Source organism: Actinomadura viridis (assembly GCF_015751755.1).
GTDB lineage: Bacteria > Actinomycetota > Actinomycetes > Streptosporangiales > Streptosporangiaceae > Spirillospora > Spirillospora viridis.
Window position 1 is genome coordinate 1658795 of record NZ_JADOUA010000001.1, and the last position, 25261, is coordinate 1684055.

The 25261-nt window shown below is 75.5% G+C and carries 24 protein-coding genes and 1 pseudogene; 16 read left to right on the top strand and 9 right to left on the bottom strand.

Annotation, left to right across the window (positions count from 1 at the left end; genetic code table 11):
• Positions 1 to 64: 64 nt before the first annotated feature.
• On the bottom strand, positions 65 to 1174 hold the full coding sequence (locus tag IW256_RS07250; RefSeq protein ID WP_197010218.1) for a LuxR C-terminal-related transcriptional regulator: 1110 nt from the start codon (positions 1172 to 1174) through the stop codon (positions 65 to 67).
• A 247-nt stretch (positions 1175 to 1421) separates the two neighbouring features.
• Between IW256_RS07250 and IW256_RS07255 the strand changes: the two genes are divergently transcribed.
• From IW256_RS07255 to IW256_RS07265, 3 genes are all read left to right on the top strand, one after another.
• On the top strand, positions 1422 to 2228 hold the full coding sequence (locus tag IW256_RS07255; protein ID WP_197010219.1) for an LOG family protein: 807 nt from the start codon (positions 1422 to 1424) through the stop codon (positions 2226 to 2228).
• Entirely contained in the window at positions 2228 to 2818 is a 591-nt protein-coding gene (locus tag IW256_RS07260; RefSeq protein WP_197010220.1) for an LOG family protein, read from the top strand. Before IW256_RS07255 ends, IW256_RS07260 begins: the two co-directional genes overlap by 1 nt.
• Positions 2819 to 2987: 169 nt before the next feature.
• Positions 2988 to 4301 carry an alkaline phosphatase PhoX gene (locus IW256_RS07265; protein WP_197010221.1) on the top strand — a complete coding sequence of 438 codons (1314 nt, stop codon included), beginning with the start codon at positions 2988 to 2990 and terminating at the stop codon, positions 4299 to 4301.
• Positions 4302 to 4332: 31 nt separating this feature from the next.
• On the opposite strand, the gene IW256_RS07270 is transcribed toward IW256_RS07265, so the two are convergent.
• Positions 4333 to 4671 (bottom strand): hypothetical protein, encoded by a 339-nt coding sequence (locus IW256_RS07270; protein ID WP_197010222.1) that lies wholly within the window; start codon positions 4669 to 4671, stop codon positions 4333 to 4335.
• A 57-nt stretch (positions 4672 to 4728) separates the two neighbouring features.
• On the opposite strand from IW256_RS07270, the gene IW256_RS07275 reads away from it, so the two are divergent.
• The 3 genes from IW256_RS07275 to IW256_RS07285 are packed head-to-tail and all read left to right on the top strand — an operon-like array spanning position 4729 to position 6187.
• Positions 4729 to 5166 (top strand): hypothetical protein, encoded by a 438-nt coding sequence (locus IW256_RS07275; RefSeq protein ID WP_197010223.1) that lies wholly within the window; start codon positions 4729 to 4731, stop codon positions 5164 to 5166.
• Positions 5163 to 5597, top strand: a complete 435-nt coding sequence (locus tag IW256_RS07280; RefSeq protein ID WP_197010224.1) for an SRPBCC family protein — start codon at positions 5163 to 5165, stop codon at positions 5595 to 5597. Before IW256_RS07275 ends, IW256_RS07280 begins: the two co-directional genes overlap by 4 nt.
• Before the next feature lie 14 nt (positions 5598 to 5611).
• Positions 5612 to 6187, top strand: coding sequence for a DNA-3-methyladenine glycosylase I (locus IW256_RS07285; RefSeq protein WP_197010225.1), 576 nt, complete (start codon positions 5612 to 5614; stop codon positions 6185 to 6187).
• Between the two features lie 106 nt (positions 6188 to 6293).
• Here IW256_RS07285 and IW256_RS07290 read toward each other — a convergent pair whose 3' ends face one another.
• Positions 6294 to 8885 (bottom strand): FtsX-like permease family protein, encoded by a 2592-nt coding sequence (locus IW256_RS07290; RefSeq protein WP_197010226.1) that lies wholly within the window; start codon positions 8883 to 8885, stop codon positions 6294 to 6296.
• A 5-nt stretch (positions 8886 to 8890) separates the two neighbouring features.
• Positions 8891 to 9658, bottom strand: a complete 768-nt coding sequence (locus IW256_RS07295; RefSeq protein WP_197010227.1) for an ABC transporter ATP-binding protein — start codon at positions 9656 to 9658, stop codon at positions 8891 to 8893.
• A 212-nt stretch (positions 9659 to 9870) separates the two neighbouring features.
• Here IW256_RS07295 and IW256_RS07300 point away from each other — a divergent pair, with 212 nt between their 5' ends.
• The 4 genes from IW256_RS07300 to IW256_RS07315 are packed head-to-tail and all read left to right on the top strand — an operon-like array spanning position 9871 to position 14208.
• Positions 9871 to 11172 carry a glycosyltransferase 87 family protein gene (locus IW256_RS07300; protein ID WP_197010228.1) on the top strand — a complete coding sequence of 434 codons (1302 nt, stop codon included), beginning with the start codon at positions 9871 to 9873 and terminating at the stop codon, positions 11170 to 11172.
• A complete protein-coding gene (locus IW256_RS07305) occupies positions 11157 to 12275 on the top strand; it encodes a glycosyltransferase family 4 protein (RefSeq protein WP_197010229.1) in 1119 nt (372 codons plus the stop codon). The genes IW256_RS07300 and IW256_RS07305 overlap by 16 nt, the downstream gene beginning before the upstream one ends.
• Positions 12272 to 13570, top strand: coding sequence for a sensor histidine kinase (locus IW256_RS07310; RefSeq protein ID WP_231403691.1), 1299 nt, complete (start codon positions 12272 to 12274; stop codon positions 13568 to 13570). Before IW256_RS07305 ends, IW256_RS07310 begins: the two co-directional genes overlap by 4 nt.
• Positions 13558 to 14208, top strand: a complete 651-nt coding sequence (locus IW256_RS07315) for a response regulator transcription factor (RefSeq protein ID WP_197010230.1) — start codon at positions 13558 to 13560, stop codon at positions 14206 to 14208. Before IW256_RS07310 ends, IW256_RS07315 begins: the two co-directional genes overlap by 13 nt.
• On the opposite strand, the gene IW256_RS07320 is transcribed toward IW256_RS07315, so the two are convergent.
• The 3 genes from IW256_RS07320 to IW256_RS07330 all read right to left on the bottom strand — a co-directional run bounded on the left by IW256_RS07320 (position 14180) and on the right by IW256_RS07330 (position 16803).
• Positions 14180 to 15553, bottom strand: a complete 1374-nt coding sequence (locus IW256_RS07320; RefSeq protein WP_197010231.1) for a cryptochrome/photolyase family protein — start codon at positions 15551 to 15553, stop codon at positions 14180 to 14182. The genes IW256_RS07315 and IW256_RS07320 overlap by 29 nt on opposite strands.
• 116 nt (positions 15554 to 15669) lie before the next feature.
• A complete protein-coding gene (locus IW256_RS07325) occupies positions 15670 to 16506 on the bottom strand; it encodes an enoyl-CoA hydratase-related protein (protein ID WP_197010232.1) in 837 nt (278 codons plus the stop codon).
• Between the two features lie 123 nt (positions 16507 to 16629).
• Positions 16630 to 16803 (bottom strand): hypothetical protein, encoded by a 174-nt coding sequence (locus IW256_RS07330; RefSeq protein ID WP_197010233.1) that lies wholly within the window; start codon positions 16801 to 16803, stop codon positions 16630 to 16632.
• 158 nt (positions 16804 to 16961) lie between these two features.
• On the opposite strand from IW256_RS07330, the gene IW256_RS07335 reads away from it, so the two are divergent.
• Together IW256_RS07335 and IW256_RS07340 are read left to right on the top strand one after the other, a co-directional pair.
• Positions 16962 to 17129, top strand: a complete 168-nt coding sequence (locus IW256_RS07335; RefSeq protein WP_151568744.1) for a DUF3117 domain-containing protein — start codon at positions 16962 to 16964, stop codon at positions 17127 to 17129.
• Between the two features lie 134 nt (positions 17130 to 17263).
• On the top strand, positions 17264 to 18730 hold the full coding sequence (locus IW256_RS07340) for a leucyl aminopeptidase family protein (RefSeq protein ID WP_197010234.1): 1467 nt from the start codon (positions 17264 to 17266) through the stop codon (positions 18728 to 18730).
• Between the two features lie 15 nt (positions 18731 to 18745).
• Here IW256_RS07340 and IW256_RS07345 read toward each other — a convergent pair whose 3' ends face one another.
• Both IW256_RS07345 and IW256_RS07350 read right to left on the bottom strand, forming a co-directional pair.
• Entirely contained in the window at positions 18746 to 19279 is a 534-nt protein-coding gene (locus IW256_RS07345) for a hypothetical protein (RefSeq protein ID WP_307828773.1), read from the bottom strand.
• Between the two features lie 349 nt (positions 19280 to 19628).
• A complete protein-coding gene (locus IW256_RS07350; RefSeq protein ID WP_197010235.1) occupies positions 19629 to 20231 on the bottom strand; it encodes an O-methyltransferase in 603 nt (200 codons plus the stop codon).
• 243 nt (positions 20232 to 20474) lie between these two features.
• On the opposite strand from IW256_RS07350, the pseudogene sigE reads away from it, so the two are divergent.
• The 4 genes and pseudogenes from sigE to IW256_RS42100 all read left to right on the top strand — a co-directional run.
• A pseudogene (sigE, locus tag IW256_RS07355) lies at positions 20475 to 21131 on the top strand (RNA polymerase sigma factor SigE); the annotation flags it as partial.
• A gap of 178 nt (positions 21132 to 21309) precedes the next feature.
• Positions 21310 to 21921, top strand: a complete 612-nt coding sequence (locus IW256_RS07360) for an anti-sigma factor family protein (protein WP_197010236.1) — start codon at positions 21310 to 21312, stop codon at positions 21919 to 21921.
• Complete coding sequence (locus IW256_RS07365) at positions 21918 to 23120, top strand: sigma-E factor regulatory protein RseB domain-containing protein (RefSeq protein WP_307828775.1); 1203 nt, start codon at positions 21918 to 21920, stop codon at positions 23118 to 23120. The genes IW256_RS07360 and IW256_RS07365 overlap by 4 nt, the downstream gene beginning before the upstream one ends.
• A 204-nt stretch (positions 23121 to 23324) precedes the next feature.
• Complete coding sequence (locus IW256_RS42100; protein WP_197010237.1) at positions 23325 to 25211, top strand: S1C family serine protease; 1887 nt, start codon at positions 23325 to 23327, stop codon at positions 25209 to 25211.
• Positions 25212 to 25261: the final 50 nt, after the last annotated feature.

Below are 25261 nucleotides of genomic sequence, written 5' to 3' on the forward strand. Positions count from 1 at the left end.
CCCGGCCCCCCGAGACCCGGCCCGCCGCCCTGGCGCCCCGGCTGATCCGGCGGATCCGGCGGCGCTACAGCCATCCCCGGCGGGCCGCCTGGAAGGCCAGCGCGGGCCGGGTGTCGACTCCGGCCCGCGCCATCAGCTCGGCCAGCCGGCGCTGCACCGTGCGGCGGCTGATGTCGAACTGGGAGGCGATCGACTTGTCGGGGACGCCCGCCACGAACAGCGACAGCAGGTAACGCTCCTCCTCGCTGGGGCCGTCCGCGCCGCCGGAATCCTTCGTGAGGTCGATCCTCTCCGCGCAGGTCGTCTCCGCGCCGCCGGTCGTCTCCGCGCCGGTCCTTTCCGCGCCGGTCCTTTCCGCGCCGGTCCTTTCCGCGCCGCTGGTCGGCTCCGCGCCGGTGGGCCCCGCGCCGCTCCATCGCAGCGGCGTGCCCCGATCCCAGTGGCTCTCGAACAGCGCGATCAGCGCGTCCAGCAACTGGCTCGGGCCGATCACCGCGGCGGTCGGCTCGCCGAGGTCGCCGCCGCCGCCGGGGACCAGCGGGCAGATCGCGACCGAACGGTCGGCGATGGCCAGCCGCACCGGAAGGGTGTGGATCGCCCGGGCCTCCTCGCCGTGGTGGATGCCGTGGGCCACGTTCGCCAGCATCCCGGGCTCCTCCAGCAGCGCCCGCTCGTAGAGCACGCGGTAGCGCACGCCCCGCGCCAGCGCGGCGAACTCCTCGGTGTTCTCCGTGCTCGCCATCGCCACATGGTTGGGCCGGCAGAACCACAGCACCTCGTCCTTGGCCGAGTCCTGCAGCTGCCGCAGGTGCTCCCGGAGCGCCGCGGCCCCGGCGATCACCTCGACGAGCCGGCCGGCGTCGTGCCGGCGGGCACTGGCGCGGTACTCCTCGGTGAGCTGGGCGACGAGCGTGCGCGCGGTCTCCAGCACCTCCTGGTGGCGCAGCAGCGCCGGGCCCAGCGCCACGTCCGGCGACACGGGGCGGAACACGCGCTCGTCGCCGGACTGCAGGGCGGCCAGGCCCTTCGCGCGCAGCGCCTCCAGCAGCCGCTCGCTCTCCCGTTCCGAAAGCGCCATGTGTCCGGCGACGTCCCCTGGACGGACCGCCGCCAGCCGTACCAGCAGCCGGTAGACGCGTTCCTCGTCCGGCGGCAGCCCGGCGACCTCCAGCATGTCCTCTCCCTCACCTGGTGACCCGCGGAGAACCCTACGAAAAGGACGTCGAAATTATGAGAAATGTATCGAGCGTAACTCGGGACGCGGGCGGTTCGCGATCAACGAACGCCGGTTTCCCGTTCGCGCGAGCTGATCGAGCGGGCTCTCCCCGGGCTCCCGGGCACGGCGCCGGAAGGCGGGCGAGCGGCCGGATCCGGCACTAAATGGCGGGCTGACCGGACGGGCCCGGGGCTACGGTGTGGACATGACATCCGATCTCGAACCCGGCGCGCGGCGGCAGGGGCCCGCCGTGCTGCGCGGCCGGTCCATCCCGCAGACCACCACCGACCAGCGGCTCCTCGACAGCCGGGGCCCCTCGGACTGGCTGCACGCCGATCCCTGGCGCGTCCTGCGGATCCAGGCGGAGTTCGTCGAGGGCTTCGGGCTGCTGGCCGAGCTGCCCAAGGCGGTCAGCGTCTTCGGCAGCGCCCGTACCAAGCCCGGCTCGCAGGAGTACGAGCTGGGCGTGGAGATCGGGGCCCTGCTGCACGAGGCCGGGTACGCGGTGATCACCGGGGGCGGGCCGGGGATCATGGAGGCGGCCAACCGGGGCTGCGACGACGCCGGCGGGGTCTCGGTCGGGCTGGGCATCGAGCTGCCCTTCGAGCAGCGGCTCAACGACCATGTCGGCATCGGGCTGGAGTTCCGCTACTTCTTCGTCCGCAAGACCATGTTCGTCAAGTACTCCCAGGCGTTCGTGGTGCTGCCGGGCGGCTTCGGGACGCTGGACGAGCTGTTCGAGGCGATCACGCTGGTCCAGACCAAGAAGATCACCCGGTTCCCGGTGGTGCTGGTCGGCACCGAGTTCTGGGGCGGGCTGATGGAGTGGATCCGCAAGGTCATGGTGCCCTCCGGCAAGATCTCGCCGGAGGACCTGGACCTGTTCCACCTGACCGACGACCCCGGCGAGGTGGTCCAGATCATCACGGACATGCACGCCCGGCACGAGCGGCTCCTCCGGCAGGAGGAGGCTGCGCAGGCCGCCGCGGCGGAGGCGGGGGACGGTACCTGATGCCGCTCGCCGTGTGCGTGTTCTGCGCCTCCAGCAGCAAGATCGACAAGCGGCACGTGGAGCTGGCCGCCGAGGCCGGCGCCGAGCTGGCGCGCCGCGGGCACAGCCTGGTCAGCGGCGGCGCCCAGGTGTCGTGCATGGGCGCGGTGGCCCGCGCCGCGCGCGCCGGCGGCGCCCGGACCGTCGGGGTGATCCCCGAGGCCCTGGTCAGCGTGGAGATCTCCGACGAGGCCAACGACGAGCTGGTCATCACCTCCGACATGCGCTCCCGCAAGGGGGAGATGGACCGGCGCAGCGACGCCTTCCTGGTGCTGCCCGGCGGGATCGGCACGCTGGAGGAGCTGTTCGAGATCTGGACCGCCCGGGTGCTCGGCCTGCACGACAAGCCGCTGGTGATCCTGGATCCGACCGGGGTGTACGACCCGCTGCGCGAGCTGATGACCGGCCTGGCCGACCAGGGGTTCGCCCGGGCGAAGATCTTCGACGCGGTGGGCTGGACGGCCTCGGTGCCGGAGGCGTTCGACCTCCTGGAGCGCAGCCAGCCGCGGATCGAGGCGACCCCCGAGGACTACGCCGAGGCCGAGCTCTGACCCCCTCTGCGGCGGGCGCGCCATCACGCTGCGTGATGCCGGATTGATGGGCATATCCGCCGTGCGGAACTGTGTCCTGGGGGTTTGTCCGGCTGTCGAGGTTCGTTCACCGCCGGTTCAGGGCGGCGCACCAGGCTCCTCGTGATCGCATTCACGTAAAGGAGTCACCATGTCCGTGTCCCGTCGCGGGGTAGTGAAGGGCGGCGCCGCGGGCGCGCTCTCCATCGCCCTGGCCGGCAGCCTTGACACGATCTTCCAGACCTCCGCGGGCGCCGAGGCCGGTGCGGCCTTCGGCTACGGGCCCCTGGTCCCCGACCCCAAGGGCGTTCTGGACCTCCCCAAGGGTTTCTCCTACAAGGCCCTCTCCGCCGAGGGCGACACCATCGGCGCGGGCGTGCTGGTGCCCGGCCGGCACGACGGCATGGCCACGTTCGCCGGCAGCCGCCGCGACACCCTCCGGCTGGTCCGCAACCATGAGCAGACCGCCAGCGGTGTGAAGCCGGTCGCGCCCGCCCCCCTGGTGTACGACCCGGCCGCCTACGGCGGCACCACCACCCTCGAGGTCGACCGGAACGGCGACCTGGTCCGCCAGGAGATCAGCCTGGCCGGCACCTCGACCAACTGCGCGGGCGGCCGTACCCCGTGGGGCACCTGGCTGACCTGCGAGGAGACCGAGGGCTTCACCGGGCAGACCAAGTCGCACGGCTGGGTGTTCGAGGTCGACCCGACCGGCCGCAGGACCCGGCCCGAGCCGATCACCGGGATGGGCCGCTTCGCCCACGAGGCCGTCGCCGTGGACCCGCACACCCACGTGGCCTACCTGACCGAGGACGCCAGCAAGCCGTTCGGCCTGTTCTACCGGTTCACCCCCCGCTCCCACCGGAGCGAGTACCACGCGTACATGGCCGGTGGCCGCCTCGACGCGATGTACGTCCCGGACCTGCCGGACCTCTCGGTCGTCCAGGAGCCGGGCGCCACGTTCCGGGTGACGTGGGTCAAGGTCCCCGACCCCTCCGCCGCGGCCACCTCGACGCGCAAGCAGTTCGACAAGATCACCCGGAGCCAGAAGCTCGAGGGCGCCTGGTGGGGCCACGGCAAGGCGTACTTCGTGGCCAGCTACTCCGAGCAGGCCGCCGGCGCCGCCGCCGACCACGCCGGGCAGGTGTGGAAGTACGACCCGCGCAAGGAGACCATCGAGCTGGAGCTGGTCTTCAAGCCGGGCGGGCGCTTCGACGGCCCCGACAACATCACCGTCTCCCCGTACGGCGGCGGCGTGATCCTCGCCGAGGACGGCGACGGGGAGCAGTACCTCGTCGGCACCACCCGCAAGGGGGAGCCGTTCGCGTTCGCGCGCAACGCCTTCAACGACAGCGAGATGTGCGGCGTCACGTTCTCCCCGGACGGGCGGACGCTCTTCGCCAGCCGCCAGTCCCCGGGCGTGACCTTCGCGATCACCGGCCCCTGGCACCGCGTGCGCGCCTGACGGGAGGCCCTAAGGCGAGTGACGGGAGGCCCTAGGCGAGGCCGCGCCGGGTGAGGGCGGGCGGGCGCCTTCCCTGGATGGACGCGACCATGTCCAGGACCTGCCGCAGCGCCGGCAGCTGGGACTCCGGTGCCCGGAACCCGCGCACCCCCAGCCACGCGTAGACCGACGCCGCCGCCAGGAGCCCGGGATCGGGCCCACCGGCCCCTCCGGGCTCCGCGGCGAGCGTGACCAGGACCGGTTCGCCGGCGGCCACCAGCTCCGCCACCCGGTCCGCGGGCGGGGCGGTCCCGGCGTCCACCATCCCGTCCGGTACGGGCGCTCCGTCCGGAAGAACGACCGGCGGGGCCCAGGGCTCGTGCGCTTCCATGCTCCGATCGTGGCACGATCGTCCCTAGGGGGAGACGTCGACAGATCGGAGCGAGCCTTGCTGGTGGTCCTCGTCCTGGCCGGCCTGGTCGTGCTGGGCGCCGTCGTGGTCCTGGCCATGGGCCGGGGCGGCGAGCTGGCCGCGGCCCCAGGCGACCGCCCGCCGCTCCCGGCGCCCGACGACCAGCCGTTCACGGGCCCGGCGCCGTTCCACATCCCCCGCGCGATCTGGGGCTACCAGGCGGACGTGACCGATCAGATGCTCGACCGGCTCCGGTACGCGGTGTACGAGCGCGACACCCGGATCGCCGCCCTCGAACACCAGGTCGCCGACCTGCGGCGGCACCTGGAGCCCGAGGACGAGCCCGCCCCGGCCGCCCCGCCCGCGCCGCCCGTCCCGCCGGCGCCGCCGTGGGAGTCCGCGGACGACGACGCCCCGGTGGGCCTGGAGAAGGACCACGACCCCGCCGCCGAGCCGAAGGAGGCCCGCCCGTGAGCCGGGTCGCGATCCACGCCGACGCCGACGCGCAGGCACCCGCCGAACAGGTCTTCGCGGTGCTGACCGACTGGCCCCGGCACGACGAGTGGATGCCGTTCACCAAGGCCCGCGGCGGGCACGGGGTGGGCGCGGAGCTGGAGGGGTGGACGGGCGTCGGCCCCCTGGGCTTCACCGACACCATGGTCATCACCGACTGGCGGCCCGGCCGCCGGGTGGCCGTACGGCACACCGGCCGGCTGGTGCGCGGCGAGGCGTTCTTCGAGGTCACGCCGCTGCCCGGCGGGGGCAGCCGGATCCGCTGGGCGGAGTGCCTGGATCTCCCGCTCGGCCCGCTGGGCCGGGCCGGGTGGCTGGCCGCCGGGCCGGTGATCGGCGCGTTCATGGGCCTGGGCCTGCGGCGGCTGGCGCGCGTTTCGTCCCGGACGTGAGGTAGAACGGGGCGGTGAGCACCGCCATCCTCGGCGAGGACGGGCTGGCCCGCTGCCCCTGGGGGCTGTCGGCGCCCGACTACATCGCCTACCACGACGACGAATGGGGCCGGCCGGTCCGCGACGACCAGGGCCTCTACGAGCGGCTGTGCCTGGAGGCGTTCCAGTCGGGGCTGTCCTGGCTGACCATCCTGCGCAAACGCGAGGGCTTCCGTGCCGCGTTCGCCGGGTTCGACCCGGAGAAGGTCGCCGCGTTCGGTCCCGGCGACGTCGAGCGGCTGATGGGCGACGCGGCCATCGTGCGCAACCGGGCCAAGATCGAGGCGGCGGTCGCCAACGCCCGCGCCGCCCTCGACCTGCCCGGCGGGCTCGCGGCCACGGCCTGGCGGTACGCCGATCCGGGCCGCCCGGCGCCCGAGGCGTTGGAGGACGTCCCGGCCTTCACGCCCGGCTCCAAGGCCCTGGCCAAGGAGCTGAAGAAGAACGGCTTCCGGTTCGTCGGGCCGACGACCGCCTACGCCCTCATGCAGGCCTGCGGCCTCGTTGACGACCACCTGGCCGGGTGCCACCGCCGCGGCGCGTACGCCTGACGGGAGCGGCACCCGGCGGAGGGGGCCCGGCGGGCCCTGCGCGTGCGTCCGGCGCGGTGCGTCCGGCGCGGGGCGCCCGCCGTGGGCGGGGGCTTTGCGACAGAGGTCACTCGGCCTTGGCCGCCTCCAGGACGGGGACGTCCGCGGCCCGGCGGGCGGGGAAGGCGGATGTGGCGAACGTCACCGCGGCGGCGCCCGCCGCCACCAGCACCGGCAGCCACCATGGAGGGGCCGGGTTCAGGAAGGAACTGCCGGTCGCGACGTGCACCAGCGCGACGGTGCCGATCGCGGAGCCGAGGCCCAGGAGGGTGCCGAGCAGCACGACCGTCGCGGCCTCCCACCGGACGATCGCGCGGAGCTGCCCCATGGTCGCGCCGACCGCGCCCAGCAGCCCGAACTCCCGGGTGCGCTCGGCGACGCTCATCGACACCGTGGTGGCCATCCCGAACAGCGACAGCACCAGCGCCATGCCGATGAAGCCGTAGACGACGCGCAGCCCGCTGGTGATCGAGCCCGCCGCCTGTTCCACGAACCCGGCCCGGTCGAGCACCCGCGCGCCGGGCACCCCGGCCACGGCCCTTTCCAGCGCGCCGCCGTCCCCGCCCTTGACGAGGACGGCCAGCGTCGGCGCGTTCCGGTCCAGCCGGTCCATGGTGGCGGGGGCGGCGAGGGCCTGGTCGGCGAAGAGGTGGGACGGGTCGTGGTACGCCCCCGCGACCGTGAGGGGGACGCGGCCGTGGGCGCCGCGGACGACGATCCGGGCGCCGGGCTCGAGACGCTGCGCCTTCATGATGGTGGAGGAGAGCCCGATCTCGCCGGGCGCCAGTGCCCGGAGCCGCCCGCCGAGGTCGAGCACGGACGGCAGGGCCGCCTGGTCGACGCCGGTGACCGAGAAGTAGAAGGGGGACGGGTCCTCGGGGACGGGACGGCGGGGCCGGGGCGACACCAGTTGCACGCCGGTCTGGGTGAGGACGGCGGCCCGCGCGACGCCCGGCACGCCCGCCACCCGGTCCGCCACGTCCCGGGGGAGCGGAGCGGCCCCGGACGGGCCCTTGCCGGACGCGGCCACCGCGTGGTCGGCCAGCAGCACCTGGCGTCCCGCCTCGTCGAACCGGTCCTGCGCCGACAGCATCACCAGCGCGGTCGCGGAGACCAGGGCCACGCCCAGCATCAGCGCGGAGGCGGCGGAGGAGACCCGGCGGGGGCTGCGGGTGATGGTCGCGCGGGCCAGCCGCCCCGCCTCTCCGCTCACCAGCATCCCGATCCGGCCGACCAGCCCGCCGAGCGGGCCGACGAAGAACGGGGCCAGCACGGCCAGGGCCGCCACCGTCACCATCGAGCCGAGCATCAGCATGATGGAGATGCCGATCGTCCGCTCCGGGCCCGGGGGCTCCTCGTAGGCGACCGCGATGGCCGGCCCGTAGAACAACCAGGCGCAGCCGAACACCGCCAGCGCGCCCAGCAGCCGGGGCCACCGCCGTTCCCTGGCGCCCGCGGACGCGGTCCGCAGCGCCTGCATCGGGGAGACCCGCGCCGCCCGCCGGGCCGCCCGCCAGGCGGCGAGCTGGGTGACCAGGACACCGGCGGCGACCGGCACGGCGAGGGCGATCCAGCCGAACTGGGCGTCGGCGGCCGAGATGTCGAAGCCGTCCGCCGCGAACAGCCGGGTGAGCAGCGCCGAGACCGGATAGCCCAGGACCAGCCCGCCCAGCGACCCCACCGCGCCCAGCGCCAGCGCCTCGAACCGGATCAGCCGCTTGATCTGCCGCGGCGTCGCCCCGATCGCGGCGAGCAGCGCCAGCCGCCGGATGCGCTGCCGGACGAGGGTGCCGAAGGTGTTGGCCACCACGAACAGCCCCACGAACACCGCGACCGAGGCCAGCATCCCGATCGCCCCGCCGATCGAGGCCCCCGCGCTCTGCGCGTCGGCGGTCTGCGCGTCGCGGAGAGAGGCGGCGGCCCGTACGGTCACCTCGTTCCCGTCCCGGCGCAGATCGCGGGCGAGGTCGGCGCGCAGGCGCCCGGGCGGCACCCCGGGGGCGGCCTTCACCCAGACGCTCTGCCAGGCGCCCGCGGGCAGCCCGGCGGCGGCGCGCACCGTCTCCGGCGGTGCCAGCACCAGGTCGCCGCCGCCGACCGCGCTCCGGCCCTGGACGGACACGATGCCGACGATCCTCATGCGCCGGGTCTCGCGCGGCAGCAGCACCGTCAGGTCCGACCCCGTGGCCAGGTTCCCGGCACGCGCGACGTGCCGCGTGACGGCGATCTCGCCGTCGGCGGCGGGCGCCCGGCCGGACTCCAGCCGGAACGGGGCGAGCCGGGCGTCCGGCACCCACGGCCGCAGCAGCGTGCGCCCGCCGGCCGGAGCGAGGATCGCCTTCCCGCCGGGGCCGGAGACGGTCGTCTCGACCATGGCGTCCCCGTGCACGGCGGCGACGCCCGGGCGGCCCGCCACCCGGTCGAGCCGGATCCGGCCGTCGGGGATCGCGTACAGGTCGTCGCGGTCGACGGTGCCGCCCTGGACGAGCACGTCGGTGCGGGCGTACTCGCTGGCGTCGCTGCCCGAGACCGCCTCCTGGGCGCGCAGCGCGAACTGCAGCGATCCGGCGATCAGGCCGATCGAGAACATCGCCGCCAGGAGCGTGGCGACCAGCCGGGGCCATCCCTCGGCGAACGAGCGTCGCGCGATGAGCCACATCGCCCTCAGCCCTCCATCCGCCGCATGACGGCGTGCACGGTGTCCACCGTGGGGGACGGCAGCTCGTCCACGATCCGGCCGTCCGCCAGGAACAGCACCCGGTCGGCGTGCGCCGCGGCCACCGGATCGTGGGTGACCATGATCACCGTCTGCCGGTAGCCGTCGACCGCGGTGCGCAGGAACGCCAGGACCTCGGCGCCCGAACGGGAGTCGAGGTTGCCGGTCGGCTCGTCGGCGAACACCACCTCGGGCCGGGTGAGCAGCGCCCGGGCCACCGCGACCCGCTGCTGCTGGCCGCCCGACATCTCGGCGGGCCGGTGCCCGAGCCGCTCACGCAGGCCCAGCGCGTCCACCAGCGTGTCGAACCACGCCGGGTCGGCGCGGCGGCCCGCCAGCCGTCCGGTCAGCCGGATGTTCTCGGCGGCGGTCAGCATCGGCAGCAGGTTGAACGACTGGAAGACGAAGCCGAGCCGGTCGCGGCGCAGCCGGGCGAGCCGGGTCCGCGAGAGCCGGGTGAGGTCCACGTCACCGATCAGCACCCGGCCCGAGGTGACGCCGTCCAGCCCGGCCAGGCAGTGCAGCAGCGTGGACTTGCCGGAACCGGACGGGCCCATGATCGCGGTGAACTGGCCGCGGGCGAACGACGCCGAGACCCCGCGCAGCGCCGCCACCGCGTTCTCGCCCGAGCCGTAGGTCCGGACGAGGTCGATCGCGGCGGCCACCTGGTCGTCCTGGACGCGGGGCAGGGAAAGGGCAGGGGTGGGGGGAGACATGCCTCCAGCCAACGGCACCGGGGCCTCGCGCACATTGGCGTGAGCCGGAGGACCGGGCCTATGGCCAGCCCTACCTCCGGTCAGGTCGAGCCGTGGGTAGAGCTGGCTCTACCTCCAAGTCGGCGGCCAGACCTAATGATCTCTGCGCTCCGCGGCGGTTGCCTGAACTGCGGGAAAACCGCAGCTCGATCGACCTCTCGGAGCGGACATTCATGACGCCTGCCCAGCCCCTCTCCCGCGCCCTCGCGCACGCCCCCTCCCGCGTCCTCTTCCGTGCCCGCGCCTCAGGCCGTGGTCTCCGCCACCGGTACGGGACGCCCGCCCTCTACGGCGCGTGCGCGGCGTTCGCCGGGATCACCGCCGCCGTGACGGACCTCACGCCGCACCGGACCTGGGGAACGATCGCGGCCGCGGCCTACGGGCTGGGGGCGCTCGCCGCACTGGCGCCCCGGGGACGGCGGCATCCCGGGACGGTCGCCGTCGCGGTCCTCGCCGGGGCGGTGCTGATCCCGCTGGCCGTGCTGATCGGCACGGGCCAGGCGCAGCCGGAGGTGGGCGTCGTGCACCGCTCCGGCGCCCACCTTCTGGAGCACGGGACGCCCTACCTCGGCCCCGCCGAACTGGCGGAGCACGACGGCTACGAGGCCTACAACCCCTACCTGCCCGGGATGGCCGTCCTGGGGCTGCCCTGGGCCCTCGCGGGCGTCGACGCGCGGCTGGTGTTCGGCGGGCTCTTCCTCGGGCTGCTGGCCGCGAGCGCCGCGGCGGCGGCGCCCCGCACCGGGACGCGGCCGTGGATCCTCCTGGCGGCCTCCCCGCTGGTCGCCCTCCCGCTCGCGGTCGGCGGGGACGACCTGCCGGTGATCGGCCTGGCCTGCCTGGGCCTGGCCCTGGCCGTACGGGACCGGCCCGGCCTGGCGGGGGCGGCCCTGGGGGCTGCGGCGACGCTCAAGGCCACGGCGTGGCCCGCCCTGCTCGTCTGCCTCGTCCTCGTCGCCGTACGGGGCACCGGGCGCGGGGACGGACGGCGGCGCCGGGGCGCGTGGCGCGGGTACGCGGCGTCCGCGGGCGCGTTCCTGGCGGCCGGGGTCGCGCTGCCCGCCCTCGCCGACCCGCAGGGCATGTTCCACAACACCGTCCGCTTCCCGCTGGGGCTGGCGGCGGTGTCCTCACCCGCCGGCAGCCCCCTTCCGGGCCGGCTGCTCGCCGACCTCGGCCCGTACGGCCACGCCGCCGCGCTGGCCGCGCTCGTCACGGCCGCCCTCGCGATGGGCGCGTCCCTGCTCGTCCGGCCGCCCGCCGACGCCCGCGCCGCCGCGTACCGGCTCGCCCTCGGGCTGCTGCTGGCCACCGCGCTGATGCCCGCGTCCCGATGGGGCTACCTGGTCTACCCGGCCGTCCTGGCCCTCTGGGGCCACATCACCGCGCGGGCGGTCCCCCGCACCCGGTCCGCGGCGCCGGTCATGGCGCGGCCCGCCGAGCGCGCGAAGGAGGCGGCATGGCTCGCTGCCTGATCGTCACCAACGACTTCCCGCCACGGCAGGGCGGCATCGAGACCTTCGTGTACGAGCTGGCCCGCCGGTTCCCGCCCGGCGAGGTGGTCGTCTACACCTCCGCGGAGCCCGGCGCCGCGCCCTTCGACGCCGGCCTGCCGTTCCCCGTCGTCCGCGACCCCACGCGGACGCTGCTGCCGACCCCGCGGGTCGCGCGTACGGCCCGGCGGCTGGCCGCCGAGCACGGCTGCGACCGGGTGTGGTTCGGCGCCGCCGCGCCGCTCGGCCTGCTGGCGGGGCCGCTCGGGCTGCCCTCGGTCGCCACGACGCACGGCCACGAGGTCTGGTGGGCGGGCGTCCCCGGGCCACGCCGGGCACTGCGCCGGATCGGGGCGCAGGCCGGGATCGTGACCTACCTCACCGAGCACACCCGCGCCAGGATCGCGCCCGCCCTCGGCCCCCGCGCCCGTACCGCCCGGCTGGTCCCCGGCGTGGACACCGGCGCGTTCCGGCCCGGCGCCGGAGGGGCGGCGGAGATCCGCGAACGGCACGGCCTGGGCGACCGCCCGGTCATCCTGACCGTCTCCCGGCTCGTCCCGCGCAAGGGGCAGGACCGGCTCATCCGCGCCCTCCCGCGGGTACGGGAGGCCGTGCCGGACGCGACGCTGCTGGTCGTCGGCGCGGGCCCGCAGGACTTCTGGCTGCGCGGCCAGGCGGCGGAGGGCGTGGTGTTCGCCGGCGGGCGCCCGCACGCCGAGCTGCCGCCGTACTACGGCGCCGCCGACGTGTTCGCCATGCCCTGCCGCGCCCGCCGCCTCGGCCTGGAGACCGAGGGCCTGGGCATCGTCTACCTGGAGGCCGCCGCGGCGGGGCTGCCGGTCCTGGCGGGCGACGCGGGCGGCGCGCCGGAGGCGGTCCGGCACGGGGAGACCGGCTTCGTCGTCGACGGCCGCTCGGTGCCCGAGATCGCCGGCCGCCTGGTCGAACTGCTCGGCGACGCCGCCGCCCGGACGGAGATGGGCGCGAAGGGAAGGGCCTGGGTCCGCGAGGAATGGAGCTGGGCGGGGTCCTACGAGCGCCTGAGGGAACTTCTGGACCGCGCTTGCTCTACGGTCGGACCATGACCGCCGTGGACGCGCCCCGTACCGGCGCCGCCCGCCACGGCGCCGCCGTCCGCCCCGGTGCCTGGCGCGCGATGGCGGGCAACCCGCTGCGGTTCCTGATCTCCTCCTGGCCCTGGCGCGCCCTCGCCTACCTGGCGACCGGGCCCCTGGTCGCGGCGGCCTGGCTGGCCGCCGTGGCCGTCCTGGCCGCGGCCGGCGTCGTGCTGACCCCCGTGGTGGCCGGCGTCGTGCTGCTGGCGCTCGTCCCGGTGTCCGCGGTGGGGTACGCGGCGGTCGAGCGGCGCCGCCTGCGCTGGCTGGACCCCCGGCCGGCGCCCACCCCGCACCGCGAACCGCCCCGGCCGGGCCCGCGCCCCTGGCTCGGCTTCCGGCTGCGGGAGGCGGCCACCTGGCGGGAGCTCGGCTACGCGCTGCTGTCGTCCCTGCTGGCGGTCGTCGACCTGGCCGTCCCGTTCGTCATCATCGTGGGCTCGACCGTCTCGGCGTCGGCGCCCTGGCTGGTGGACCACGGCGACCAACTCCAGTACGGGCCGAGCGTGACCGTGGACCGCCCGCCCGAGGCGTGGGCGGTGGCCGTGACCGCGGTCCTGCTGCTCGTCGCCGGCCTCTACGCGATGACCGCCCTGGCCGCCGCCCGCGCCGCGCTCGCCCGCGCGCTGCTGGTCCGCGCCGTCGAGGAGGAACTGGTCGAGGTCCGGGCGTCCCGGGCCCGGATGGCCGGCGCGTTCGAGGCCGAGCGCCGCAGGATCGAGCGCGACCTGCACGACGGCGCCCAGCAGCGGCTCACCGGCCTCATCATGACGCTGGGCCTGGCCGGGCTGGACGGCGCCGACCCCGCCCTCATCGGCAAGGGCCGCGCGGAGGCCCGGGCCGCCCTGGAGGAGCTGCGCGACCTGGTCCGCGGCATCCATCCGTCCGTGCTGACCGACCGCGGCCTGGCCGCCGCCGTGGCGTCCCTGGCCGAACGCTCGCCCGTTCCCGTGGAGGTACGCGCCGACCTGCCCGCGCGCCCGCCCGAGAGCGTCGAGTCCGCCGCCTACTTCGTGGTCGCCGAGGCCCTCGCCAACGTCGCCAAGCACAGCGGCGCCACCCGCGCCCGGGTGACCCTGCGCCGGGCCGGGCCCGCGCTGGTCCTGGAGATCTGGGACGACGGCGCGGGCGGCGCGGACGCGTCCCGGGGCACCGGCCTGCAGGGCCTGGCCGACCGGGTGGCCGTGCACGACGGCTCCCTGCGGCTGTCCAGCCCGCACGGCGGGCCTACGATCGTCCGGGTGGAGATCCCATGCGCGTCGTGATCGCCGAGGACTCGGTGCTGCTCCGGGAGGGCCTGAGCCAGATCCTCACCCGTTCCGGCCACGTGGTCGCCGCCGCCGTGGGCGACGCCCCCGCGCTGGCCGCCGCCGTCGCCGAGGACCGCCCCGACATCGTCGTCACCGACGTGCGGATGCCGCCCGGCTTCCGCGACGAGGGCCTGCGCGCGGCGCTGGCGCTGCGCGCGGAGCACCCCGGCCTGCCCGTCCTGGTGCTGTCGCAGTACGTCGAGCAGTCCTACGCCGCCGACCTGCTGCACACCGGCGGCGGGGTGGGCTACCTCCTCAAGGACCGGGTGGGGGAGGTCGCCGAGTTCGTCGAGGCGCTGGACCGGGTGGCGGCGGGCGGCACCGTCATCGACCCCGACGTGGTCCGCGGCCTCCTGGCCCGCCGCGCCCGCGACACGCCGCTGGAACGCCTGACCGCGCGCGAGCGCGAGGTGCTGGCCCTGATGGCCGAGGGCCGCTCCAACGGGGCCGTCGCCCGCGCCCTCGTCGTCTCCGAGGCCGCCGTGATCAAGCACGTCGGCTCCATCTTCGCCAAGCTCGACCTGCACCGGACGCCCGACGACCACCGGCGCGTCCTGGCCGTCCTCACCCACCTGCGCGGCGCGTCCCGCTGAGCAGGTCCGGCTCCAGGATCGGCGCGGGGTACCCCGGCCCCCGCCGCCCCTTCCCGGGCGGCAGCCACGGGGTGTGGACGCGCCCGCCCTCCACGCCGGCCAGCTCCGGCACGTACCTGCGCACGTACTCGCCCTCGCGGTCGAACCGCGCGGCCTGCCGCAGCGGGTTGAGGACGACGTTGGGCCGGGGTGAGTTGCCGGTGCCCGCGACCCACTGCCAGTTGCCCGCGTTGTCGGCCACGTCGCCGTCGGCCAGCCACGCGGCGAAGTGGCGCAGCCCGTGCCGCCAGTCGACGCGCAGGTGCCGGGTCAGGAACGACGCCGTGATCATCCGGGCCCGGTTGTGCATGAACCCCTCCCGGCGCAGCTGCCGCATGCCCGCGTCCACGATCGGGATCCCGGTGGCGCCCTCGCACCACGCCTCCAGGGCGTCCCGGTCGTCCCGCCAGCCCTCCCCGTACGGCCGGTAGTCCCGCCGCGCGATGTCCGGGAACGCGGCCGTGACCTGGTGGTGGAAGTCGCGCCAGGCCAGCTGCCGGACGAACGCGCCGCCCTCCCGCCGCCGCGCCTCCTCGGCCAGCTCCCGCGGCGACACGCACCCGAACTTCAGGAACGGGGCGAGCCTGGAGGTCCGGTCACCGGCCAGGTCGTCGTGCCCGTCCTCGTAGCCCTGCAGGCCCCGCGGACCGCCGTCCAGCCACGCGGCCATGCGCGCGCGCCCCTCCGACTCCCCGCCCTTGGCCAGGCGGGGCGACGGATCGCGGCCGAACTCCCGCGCGATCGTCTCCAGCGTCACGTGATCCGAGGGGGCCCCGCCGGGCGGGAGCGCGATCCGCTCCGGCGCGGCGGCGAGGTCGCGCCACGCGGCGGCCTCCCAGGCCCGCCAGTACGGCGTGAACACCCGGTAGTGGTCCCCGTTCGCAGGGGTGAGCGCCCCGGGCCGCACCACGGTCACCCCGGGATGCTCCGACAGCCCGACGCGCTCGGCGGCGCAGGCCCGCCCGAGACGTTCGCGCCGCCGCGCCGCGTACCCGCTGACGTCCTCGCTCAGGAAGACGGCCTCCGCGCCCACCTGCCGGGCCAGCCGCAGCGTCTCCTCGACCGGGTCGCCGCGCCGCAGCACCAGGCCGCCGCCCCGCTCGCGCAACGACGCGCGCAGGTCGGCGAGCGCGTCCACCAGGAACCGCACCCGGTTGGACGCGCCCGCCGCCGGCCCGGCCAGCAGCACGTCGTCGGCCACGAACAGCGGCACCACCCGCTCCGCCGCCGCGCACGCCGCGGCCAGCGCCGGGTTGTCGCGCACCCGCAGATCCCGGGTGAACAGCATGATCGCGGTCTTCGGCATCCCCGTACCCCCCCGTCCGTCCCGGCCAGGCGGCCCGCGACCGGACGGACGCGGCGCAGCGTGACACGACGTCACCCCAGAGTGACATGGGCCGGGGGCGACCGCGACAGGGCCGATCAGCGCCCGTGGAAGGTGGGCTCCTTCTTGTTCAGGAATGCCTCGGTGGCGTCGCGGTGGTCGGCGGTTGCGGCGCACTCGTCCTGGAGGACGGCCTCCTTCTCCAGGGCCGACGCCAGGTCGTGCGTCGCCGCGTGGTCGAGCGCCGCCTTGACCGCGGCGTACGACAGCGTCGGGCCGGCGGCCAGGCGGCGGGCCAGCTCGACCGACGCGGGCGCCAGCTCGTCCACCGGGACGACCCGGCCGACCAGCCCCAACTCCAGCGCCCGCGGCGCCTTCACCGGCTCGGCCAGCAGCAGCAGCTCGGCGGCCTTGGCCCGGCCGACCAGGCGCTGCAGCGTCCAGGACATCCCGCTGTCGGGGGCCAGGCCGATCCGGGTGAACGCGGTCGCGAACGACGCCTTCTCCGAGGCGACCACCAGGTCGCAGGCGAAGGCCAGCGCCGCCCCCGCCCCCGCGGCGACCCCGTTCACCGCGGCCACCACCGGCTTGGGCATCGTCGCCAGGGCCGTCACGATCGGGTTGTAGTGCTTGCGGACGGTGCCGTCCAGCCCCTTGCCCGCGGCCAGGTTGTCGGCGTGCTCGCGCAGGTCCTGGCCCGCGCAGAACGCCCGGCCGGCACCGGTGAGGATCACCGCCCGGGCCGCCGGGTCGCCCGCCGCCGTCTCGACGGCCCCGCGCAGCGCCTCCTTCATCTCGGCCGTGAGCGAGTTCATCGCGTCCGGCCGATGGAGTGTGATTGTGGCCACACCGTCGGTCAGGTCGTAGCGCACCGTGTCAGACACCGTCGTCCTCGCCTTCGTCGCGTTCTCCACGTGGATCCCCCAGGCAACCATCGACGAACCGGGACGCCGCGGGCAAGAGACGCGCTGCCGCGTCGTCGAAGAACCGCGCGGCCCCGGCCAGTCCTGGGGCGGCGGCCCGGGAGGCGGCCCGCGATCCCGGAAGGGGCACTCGCGCTACACGTGCACGAGCCGGCCCTGCCCGGCCATCCGCGAGACCGCGAGGCGCACGGCGGGGGCGGCCACGTCGAGCGCGGCCGGCAGCCGGACCAGCGCCGCGACCGGCGCCGGCCCGCCACGCTCCCGCAGATGGTCTCCGTATAGAACGAACAGCGCCGAACCAGCGTTCATGTATGCAGTCTCCCGGCCTCCGCTCGCTGATCGTTACCACTTCGCGCCCTGAACACGGGATAATGAAGCACTACTGATGACGCGGATGCGACAGGCGGCCACGCGGCCAACGGTGCCCGGAGGCCCCACGCGGCCCTAGGCAGGAAGGGGATGCACGCATGGCGGCGATGAAGCCGCGGACGGGAGACGGTCCGCTCGAAGTGACCAAGGAGGGGCGCGGGATCGTCATGCGGGTCCCCCTCGAAGGCGGCGGCCGACTCGTGGTCGAGCTGTCGGCCGACGAGGCCAAGGAGCTCGGCGACGCGTTGAAGGAAGTCGTGGGCTGAGCCGTACCCGGCCTTGAGACGTGGTGCGGGTCCCGGCGGTCTCGCCGGGACCCCGCGCCTTCTTCGTTCCAGGGGTCCCCGGCGCCCACGGGCGCCGGAGCGAGCGACCAGTGAGATCAGGGGGATCGACGACCATGCCCATCCAGACCCGGGTCCAGGCGGCCGGCACGGACGTCCTGGCGGCGGCCGAACGGCTGGGCGCCGAGGCGGTCGCGGTCCCGGTGCGCACCGGACCGGTGGCGCCCGCGACGCCGGTCGCCGGCTCCCTGCCCTGCACGCTGGAGGAACTGCTCGCACTGCACCGCGCCAAGGGCGAGGCGGGGGAGATCGTCTCCACCACGGCGCGGATCGGCGGCGAGCCGCGCGAGCTGCTGCTGTACGGCGTCGGCGAGGGGACCCCCGCCGACCTGCGCCGGGCCGGCGCCGCGCTGGCCCGCCGCGGCCGGGGCCGGACCGCCCTGGTCGCCCAGGCGCCGGAAGGGGATCCGGCCGCGTTCGCGGAGGGCGCCCTGCTGGGCGCCTACACGTTCAAGATCGGCGCTCCGCCCGCCCGGGCCGCGCTGGAGACCCTCGCCCTGACCGGCCCCGGCACCGCCGCCCTCGACGACGCCGTCACCCGCGCCACCCGGACGGCCGGGGCCGCCGCGCTGGCCCGCGACCTCGCCAACACCCCCTCGGTCGAGAAGGACCCGTCCTGGCTGGCCGGCCGGGCCGAGGAGATCGCCGCCGAGTCCGGCCTGACGGTCCGGGTCCGCGGCGAGAAGGAACTCGCCGAGGGAGGCTTCGGCGGCCTGCTGGCCGTCGGCGCCGGATCGGCCCGGCCACCGCGCCTGATCGAGATGGCCTACCCCGGCACCGGCGGAGGCCGGCACGTGGTGCTCGTCGGCAAGGGCATCACCTTCGACACCGGCGGCCTGTCCCTCAAGCCCAACGAGGGCATGAAGACCATGAAGACCGACATGGCCGGCGGAGCCGTGGTCATGTCGGTGATGAGCGCACTGCGCGACCTGGGCGTACGCGACCGGGTGACCGGGCTGGTGGCCGCCGCGGAGAACATGCCCTCCGGCTCGGCCATGCGCCCCGGCGACGTGATCACCCACTTCGGCGGCACCACCTCCGAGGTCCTCAACACCGACGCCGAGGGCCGGCTGGTCCTCGCCGACGCCCTCGCCTACGCCGACGCCGAGCTCGCCCCCGACGTCGTGGTCGACGTGGCCACCCTCACCGGCGCCGCCAAGGTCGCGCTGGGCCTGCGGCACGGCGCCCTGTTCGCCAACGACGACGCCCTCGCCGCCGCCCTGACCGGGGCCGGCGCCGCGGCCGGCGAGCCGCTCTGGCGACTGCCCCTGGTCGAGGACTACCGGCAGGCGATCGAGTCCGACATCGCCGACGTGGCCAACATCGAGCGGCGCGGATACGGCGGCGGCTCCATCATGGCCGCCCTCTTCCTCCGCGAGTTCGCCGGCCGCCGCCGCTGGGCGCACCTGGACGTCGCCGGCCCCGGCCGTTCGACCTCCGACGACGGCGTGCTGACCCGCGGCGCCACCGGGTTCGGCGCCCGGCTGCTGCTGGCCTGGCTCACCGGGACCCCGGCGGAGTAGGCGCCCGCCGAGGCGTCACTTCTTCCGGCGGTCGATCACCGGGATCTCGTGCCGCCGCCGGGCCTGGACGACGATCTCCTTCAGCGAGGCGTCCCAGTCCGGCTCCACCGCGAAGCACCAGTCCGCGGCCTCCCGGGTCGCCGGCACGTCCGGAAGGGTGAGGGCGATCAGCCGGGGTCGCTCGGCCGTACGGGCCATCTCGACCAGCTCGTCCGACGGCAGGAACACCAGGTAGTCCTGGACGCCGCGGCGCGTGCCCTGCATGCCCCGGCGCACCGCGGTCATCGCCACCACCCGCGACCACGGCAGCATCCGGTCGGCCCGGCGGGGCATCGGCCAGCGGGCCGGGCGGACCACGCCCTCGCCGGTCAGCTCCAGGGCGGGCCGCCGCCCCAGCAGGCGTCCCGCCGACCCCAGCAACCCCGCGCCGAACAGCGCCAGCCCGAGCGCACCCAGCACGGCGAACACCACGCCCGCCGTCCCCGACCCGCTCAGCAGCCCGCTCACGACGAAACCCGCCGAGGCCAGGACCAGGATCAGCAGCGCCACCACCTGCGCGGACCCCTGCCACGTGGTCCTGACCCGTACCCGAAAGGGCTCCAGATCCCGCTCAGTGTCTTTCTGAGGGGGCGACCCCTCAGGCTCCCCGGCAAGGGCCGACTGAGCGGGCTCTTCCGCTCCGCTGGCGCTCCGCTCCAGATCCCGCTCAGTGTCTTTCTGAGGGGGCGACCCCTCAGGCTCCCCGGCAAGGGCCGACTGAGCGGGCTCTTCCGCTCCGCTGGCGCTCCGCTCCGGGACCCCCTCAGCGCCGTTCTGAGGGGGCGACCCCTCAGACTCCCCGGCAAGGGCCGACTGAGGGTGTCCCTCCGCTCCGCTGGCGCTCCGCTCCGGGACCCCCTCAGTCACGCTTGACCGCGCAGAGCAGGCCGTCGCCGACCGGGAGGAGCAGCGGCACCAGCCGGTCGTCCTCCCGGATCATGCTGCTCACCTCGCGGATCGCCAGGGTGTCGGGGTCGCGGCGGGCGCGGTCGGCCACCCGGTGATGCCAGAGCGCGTTGTCGAACGCGACCACCCCGCCCGGCCGCAGCAGGCGCAGTGCCGCGGTCAGGTATTCGGGGTACTCGTCCTTCACCGCGTCGCAGAAGACCATGTCGTAGGCCCCGTCGGTGAGGCGCGGCAGCACCTCCAGGGCCCGGCCGGGGATCATCCGGATACGGGAGGTGCCCAGCCCGGCCTCGGCATAGGCCTGCTTGGCCATCCGCTGGTACTCGGGCTCGACGTCCACGCTGGTCAGCACCGCGTCCTTGGCCATGCCGCGCAGCAGCCAGATGCCGGAGACGCCGCAGCCGGACCCGACCTCCACGACCGTCCGCGCCCCGAGGAGGGCCGCCAGGAACCGCAGGGCCGCGCCGCCGGCCGCGCCGATGGGCGTGGCGCCCACCTCTTCGCCGCGCCGCCGCGCGTTCAACAGTGGTTCGTCTTCGGGGAGGAACTCCTCCACGTAGGCCAGGGTGGCCTGAATGGCGTCGATGGCTGCCTCCTCGCGGGACCCCCGCCTGGCTCATGCTGGAAAGACCATATCGCTGGTCCGGGAACCGACCGGCCCTTCAGCGCGTTGTAACGCATGACGGCGTCGACCCGACCAAGGGTGGACGAGGATGACCGCACAACCGCCCCAGCCCAGGCGCGACCGTGTCGTTCCCAAGCGACAGCATTGGCCATCAGAGAGGAACAGCCCGGCACCATGGGAGTCGCAGCACTGACATTTAAGGGCGCTGTGGGGCGCGGCCCCCGGTCCGCGGCGGCACGTGGCCGTGACGCGGCGTCGGCGCGGGAGAACGCACCCGAGGCGGAATGGGCACCCCCGTCCTGGGACGAGGTGGTCCGCGAGCACTCCGCCCGCGTGTACCGGCTCGCCTACCGGCTGACGGGCAACCAGCACGACGCCGAGGACCTCACCCAGGAGGTCTTCGTCCGCGTGTTCCGTTCGCTGTCGAACTACACGCCGGGCACCTTCGAGGGCTGGCTGCACCGGATCACCACCAACCTCTTCCTCGACATGGCGCGGCGCCGCCAGCGCATCCGCTTCGAGGGGCTGGCCGACGACGCCGCCGAACGGCTGCAGGGCCGCGAGCCCACCCCGGCCCAGGCGTTCGACGACCGCAACTTCGACGCCGACGTCCAGGCGGCGCTGGACGCGCTGGCCCCCGAGTACCGCGCGGCCGTGGTGCTGTGCGACATCGAGGGCCTGTCGTACGAGGAGATCTCGGCGACCCTGGGGGTCAAGCTGGGGACCGTGCGCAGCCGCATCCACCGGGGCCGCGCACAGCTGCGCGGGGCCCTGGAGCACCGGGCGCCGAGGCGCCGCGCCGCGGTCGACGCGGCCGGCGGTGCCGAGGCGGCCCTGGCCGGCGTGCCGGAAGCGGTTCAGGAGCCGGCCGGAGTACATGCCGGGAGCGCGATGGCCGCGTCGGCGGACGCGGGCGCGCCCGTGACGGGGTACGGGGCCCGTCCCGAGGGCGCGTAGCGAGACCGGCGCGAGACCGCGCGAGACTGGATCCGAACGACGAGGGAGCCGCGTGAGTTGTCTGGGGGAGCGTCTGACCGCTCTGGTCGACGGTGAGCTGGGACACGCCGAGCGTGATCGCGCGCTCGCCCATCTCGCGGGCTGCGCGCGGTGCCGGGCGGAGGCCGACTCGCTGCGCAGCCTGAAGAACCGGCTGCGCGGGCTCGGCGACATCCCCGTGGCCGAGGACCCCGACGCCCTCCCCACCAACGACTTCATGGCCCGGCTGCGCGGCCTCGGCGACCCGGGCGGCACGGGCGGCGGCCCCGACGACCCGCCCGCCACCGGCCGGTCGCGTCCCGACCCCGCGGCCCCGCCCCCGGCCCGCCGCTCCCGCGACGAGCGGCCCGGCGGCCGCGCCGCGGACACCCGCCCCCTGGCCCGTCCCGTCCCGGCCGGCCCCGACGACGCCCGGCCCGCCCGGCGCTACCTGGCCGTCGGCGCCGCGACCCTGGTCATCGGGCTCGGCGCGGCCTCGTACGCGGCCGGCGGCCACCAGCAGGCGCCCGCCGTCAGCCCCGCCTTCGACCGGTTCGCCGTCGAGCACGCGCTGACGTCCGGCGACGTTCCGCTGACCGACCAGATCGGCGACCGGACCTCCGTACCGCCCGCGCCGGAGCCGTGACCGCCCGGACCCCGGCCGGCCGTTCCGAACGGCGGCGGATGCGCACCGTGCTGGCCTGCGGCCTGGCGGGAGCGGTCGCGATCGTCGCCGCGCTCGCCGGTGACCTCCAGCCGGCCCGCCGCGACCGCAACGACCCCGAGGCGGTCCGCCTGCTCCGTTCGGCGGCGGACGCGGCGGTGCGGGTGCGGTACGAGGGCACGCAGTTCCTCACCACCCGGAACGCCTCCGGCAGCGCGACCCAGCGCGTCAGGGTGGAGCACACGCCCGGCGACGGCACCTACTTCGACCCCGACCTCTCCATCCCCGTGGCCGCGGGCCTGCGGGCGGTCGAGGGCGGCCGGACCTACCAGCCCGACACGCTGCCGGTCTGGGGCGGCTCGGTGGGCTTCACCGCGGAGATCCTGAGCCTGCTGGTGCGCAACTACACGGTCGTGCGCGGCCCGCACGCGGTGGTCTGCGGCCGCCGGGCGCGGATGGTGGAGGCCCTCCGGGTGGACGGCTCGGCCGCGGGCCGCTTCTGGATCGACTCCGACACCGGGCTGATGCTGCACCGCGAACTGCTCGACCAGGGCGGGCGCACGGTCACGGCCGCCGGCTTCAGCGAGCTGCGGGTGTCCCGTACCGAGCAGGACGGCGACGACCGGCCCCTGACCATGACGGCGACCGCGCCCGCGGCGCCCCCGGCGGCCTCCGCGTCCCCCTCGGCGGCACCGCCCACCGCCGCCCCCTGGTCGGACCGTCTCGAACACCGGGAATTGGCCGTTCTGCGTGATCAGGGATGGCCGGTGCCGGGCGCCCTTCCGGGACGGCTCACCCTCTACGACGCGCGCCGTCCCGGCCCGGAGAAGGAAGGGCGAGGACGATCAGTCGCCCGGGCCGGGGACGACGTCGTCCACCTCAGCTATTCCGACGGGCTCGCCGCGGTGTCGGTCTTCGTCCAGCGCGGATCCCTGGACGAGAGCCGCTTCTCCGGCTGGCGGCGCACCGTCGTGCGGGGCCGCGCCGTGTACCGCCGGGACGCCCTCCAGCACTGGGCGGTCTGGGCCCGCGACGGCTACGTCTACACGCTCCTCACCGACGCCCCGCCCGGTACCGCCGACTCGGTCGTCCGGGCGCTGCCGCAGGAGGAGGACGCCGTCCGGGCCCGGATGGGACGCGGTTTCCGGCGTTTGGTGTCCTGGGTCAACCCTTTCGGTTGACAACGCTCGCAGACCGCGGCGCCCGAATCAGGGAATTGACCGCCTCCAAGGGGAATGATGAAGGAACCCATTGGGTGACTTGCGCGCCATAGGTGGAAGATGGATCCCCGGAACGGGGCGGTGCGGGCGTTTTATGCTCATCACACGCCCCGCTGGGCAAGATGAGCGCGATGACGAGAACCATGCTCGCTAGGAGAGATGGGGATGACGGAAGACAGCCGCGGACCGGTCAGGTCGTCGTCGGAGGACGACGAGTTGGTCGCCGGCGCCGGGCATGACCGGGAGGACACGGCGGGCCGGCCGGGTACGGCGGAGGCCCAGGAGCCCGTGGACGATCCCCAGCGGAGCGACGACCTCGACTCCGGGATGACGCCGGAGGACGGCCGGCCGGCGGGCAAGGAGCCGCAGGGGGTCGCCGACCGGCTGGTGGCGGGGTTCGCGCCGCCGGACTCCTACGGCCGGGACGACGACCTGCCGTCCCCGCCCCCGCCCGCGACGACGCTGGACAAGCCCATCCCGGGCGGCCCGGTGCCGCAGGGCCCGGTGCCGCAGGGCCCGGGGCCGCAGGGCCCGGGGCCGGGGGAGCCCGCCGGGCACGGGCAGGCGGTCGTGCCGGACGGGGTCGTGCCGGACGGCCCGGTCCCCGAGGGGCCGATGCCCCAGGTGCCGCCCGGCCCGCCCGGCCCCGACCAGGGACGCCCGCGTCCGGGCTTCGTCCCGCACGGCTACGACCCCCGTGCGGCGGCCCACCAGCAGCCCGCCGACCCCCGCGCGGGAGGCCAGGGCGGCGCGTACGGCTGGCCACCGCCCCACCAGGCGCAGTCCCACGCGGCGCACCAGCCCCCGCCGGGCGGCCCGGTGCCCGGACCGCCGCACGGCCCGGGCATGATGGGCCGCCCGCCCGGCGACCCGCGGCCGATGATGCCGCCCGGCGGCCCCGGACAGCCTCCGGGCGGGCCCAACTGGGCTCCGGTGCCGCCGCTGCCGTCGGCCTCGCGGGGCGGTCCCGGCCTGGGCGTGCTGGCCATCATGGCCCTGGTCATCGCGCTGCTGGCCGGTGGCGTCGGTGCCGGTGTCGGGACGCTGGCGGCGGGTGACGGCGACCGGGTCAGCCTCGGCGGCGGCGACGGCGGCTCCGCCGGCCAGATCAACCGGCCGCCGGACTCGGTCGCCGGCGTCGCCAAGAGGGTGCTGCCCAGCGTCGTCATGATCCGGGTGTCCGGGCCCGGCGGCGAGGGCAGCGGGGGCACCGGCTTCATCGTCAACGGCGGCTACATCATCACCAACAACCACGTGGTGTCGAGCGGCGGCGACATTCAGGTCGTGTTCAACGACAAGAAGACGCTGCCCGCCTCGGTCAAGGGCCGCGACCCCAGCTCCGACATCGCGGTGCTCAAGCCGAGCGGCCAGCACTCGCTGCCCGCGCTGACGCCCGGCAACTCCGACCAGCTGGCGGTCGGCGACCCGGTGATCGCCATCGGTTCGCCGCTCGGCCTGCAGGGCTCGGTGACCACCGGGATCGTCAGCTCCCTCAACCGGGCCGTGCCCACCGGCGGCCAGGGCGGCGGCGAGGCCGCGTTCCTCAACGCCATCCAGACCGACGCGGCCATCAACCCGGGCAACTCCGGCGGCCCGCTGGTCGACGCCCGGGGACGGGTGATCGGGATCAACACCGCGATCGCGACCCTGGGCGGCCAGGGGATGGGCGGGGGAAACCAGACCGGCAGCATCGGCCTGGGCTTCGCCATCCCGATCAACCAGGCCAGGCGGGTCGCCGAGGAGATCATCAACACCGGCAGCGTCAAGCAGGCCAAGATGGGCGTGCTGCCCGACCCGCGCTACCAGGAGGGCGGCGCGCGGATCATGGACCAGGCCGCGAACGGCCAGGAGCCGGTCACCAAGGGCGGCCCGGCCGACCGCGCGGGCCTGCGCCCCGGCGATGTGATCACCGCGGTCGACGGCAAGCCCATCGAGGACGCCACCGACCTGATCGCCATGATCCGGAGCAAGGCCCCGGGCGACACGGTCAAGGTCACCTATCAGCGCGGCGGCCGGGAGAGCACGGTGAATCTCACCCTGGCCGCGGGCTGATCCGCCACCAGGGTGTACGGATACGCTGGGGGGACCGGACCGCTGAGGTC

Bases quoted from the DNA above. Each gene is read 5' to 3' on its own strand.
- IW256_RS07250 (WP_197010218.1), bottom strand. From the start codon at position 1,174: ATGCTGGAGGTCGCCGGGCTGCCGCCGGACGAGGAACGCGTCTACCGG.
- IW256_RS07255 (WP_197010219.1), top strand. From the start codon at position 1,422: ATGACATCCGATCTCGAACCCGGCGCGCGGCGGCAGGGGCCCGCCGTG.
- IW256_RS07260 (WP_197010220.1), top strand. From the start codon at position 2,228: ATGCCGCTCGCCGTGTGCGTGTTCTGCGCCTCCAGCAGCAAGATCGAC.
- IW256_RS07265 (WP_197010221.1), top strand. From the start codon at position 2,988: ATGTCCGTGTCCCGTCGCGGGGTAGTGAAGGGCGGCGCCGCGGGCGCG.
- IW256_RS07270 (WP_197010222.1), bottom strand. From the start codon at position 4,671: ATGGAAGCGCACGAGCCCTGGGCCCCGCCGGTCGTTCTTCCGGACGGA.
- IW256_RS07290 (WP_197010226.1), bottom strand. From the start codon at position 8,885: ATGTGGCTCATCGCGCGACGCTCGTTCGCCGAGGGATGGCCCCGGCTG.
- IW256_RS07295 (WP_197010227.1), bottom strand. From the start codon at position 9,658: ATGTCTCCCCCCACCCCTGCCCTTTCCCTGCCCCGCGTCCAGGACGAC.
- IW256_RS07300 (WP_197010228.1), top strand. From the start codon at position 9,871: ATGACGCCTGCCCAGCCCCTCTCCCGCGCCCTCGCGCACGCCCCCTCC.
- IW256_RS07305 (WP_197010229.1), top strand. From the start codon at position 11,157: ATGGCTCGCTGCCTGATCGTCACCAACGACTTCCCGCCACGGCAGGGC.
- IW256_RS07310 (WP_231403691.1), top strand. From the start codon at position 12,272: ATGACCGCCGTGGACGCGCCCCGTACCGGCGCCGCCCGCCACGGCGCC.
- IW256_RS07315 (WP_197010230.1), top strand. From the start codon at position 13,558: ATGCGCGTCGTGATCGCCGAGGACTCGGTGCTGCTCCGGGAGGGCCTG.
- IW256_RS07320 (WP_197010231.1), bottom strand. From the start codon at position 15,553: ATGCCGAAGACCGCGATCATGCTGTTCACCCGGGATCTGCGGGTGCGC.
- IW256_RS07325 (WP_197010232.1), bottom strand. From the start codon at position 16,506: ATGGTTGCCTGGGGGATCCACGTGGAGAACGCGACGAAGGCGAGGACG.
- IW256_RS07330 (WP_197010233.1), bottom strand. From the start codon at position 16,803: ATGAACGCTGGTTCGGCGCTGTTCGTTCTATACGGAGACCATCTGCGG.
- IW256_RS07335 (WP_151568744.1), top strand. From the start codon at position 16,962: ATGGCGGCGATGAAGCCGCGGACGGGAGACGGTCCGCTCGAAGTGACC.
- IW256_RS07340 (WP_197010234.1), top strand. From the start codon at position 17,264: ATGCCCATCCAGACCCGGGTCCAGGCGGCCGGCACGGACGTCCTGGCG.
- IW256_RS42100 (WP_197010237.1), top strand. From the start codon at position 23,325: ATGACGGAAGACAGCCGCGGACCGGTCAGGTCGTCGTCGGAGGACGAC.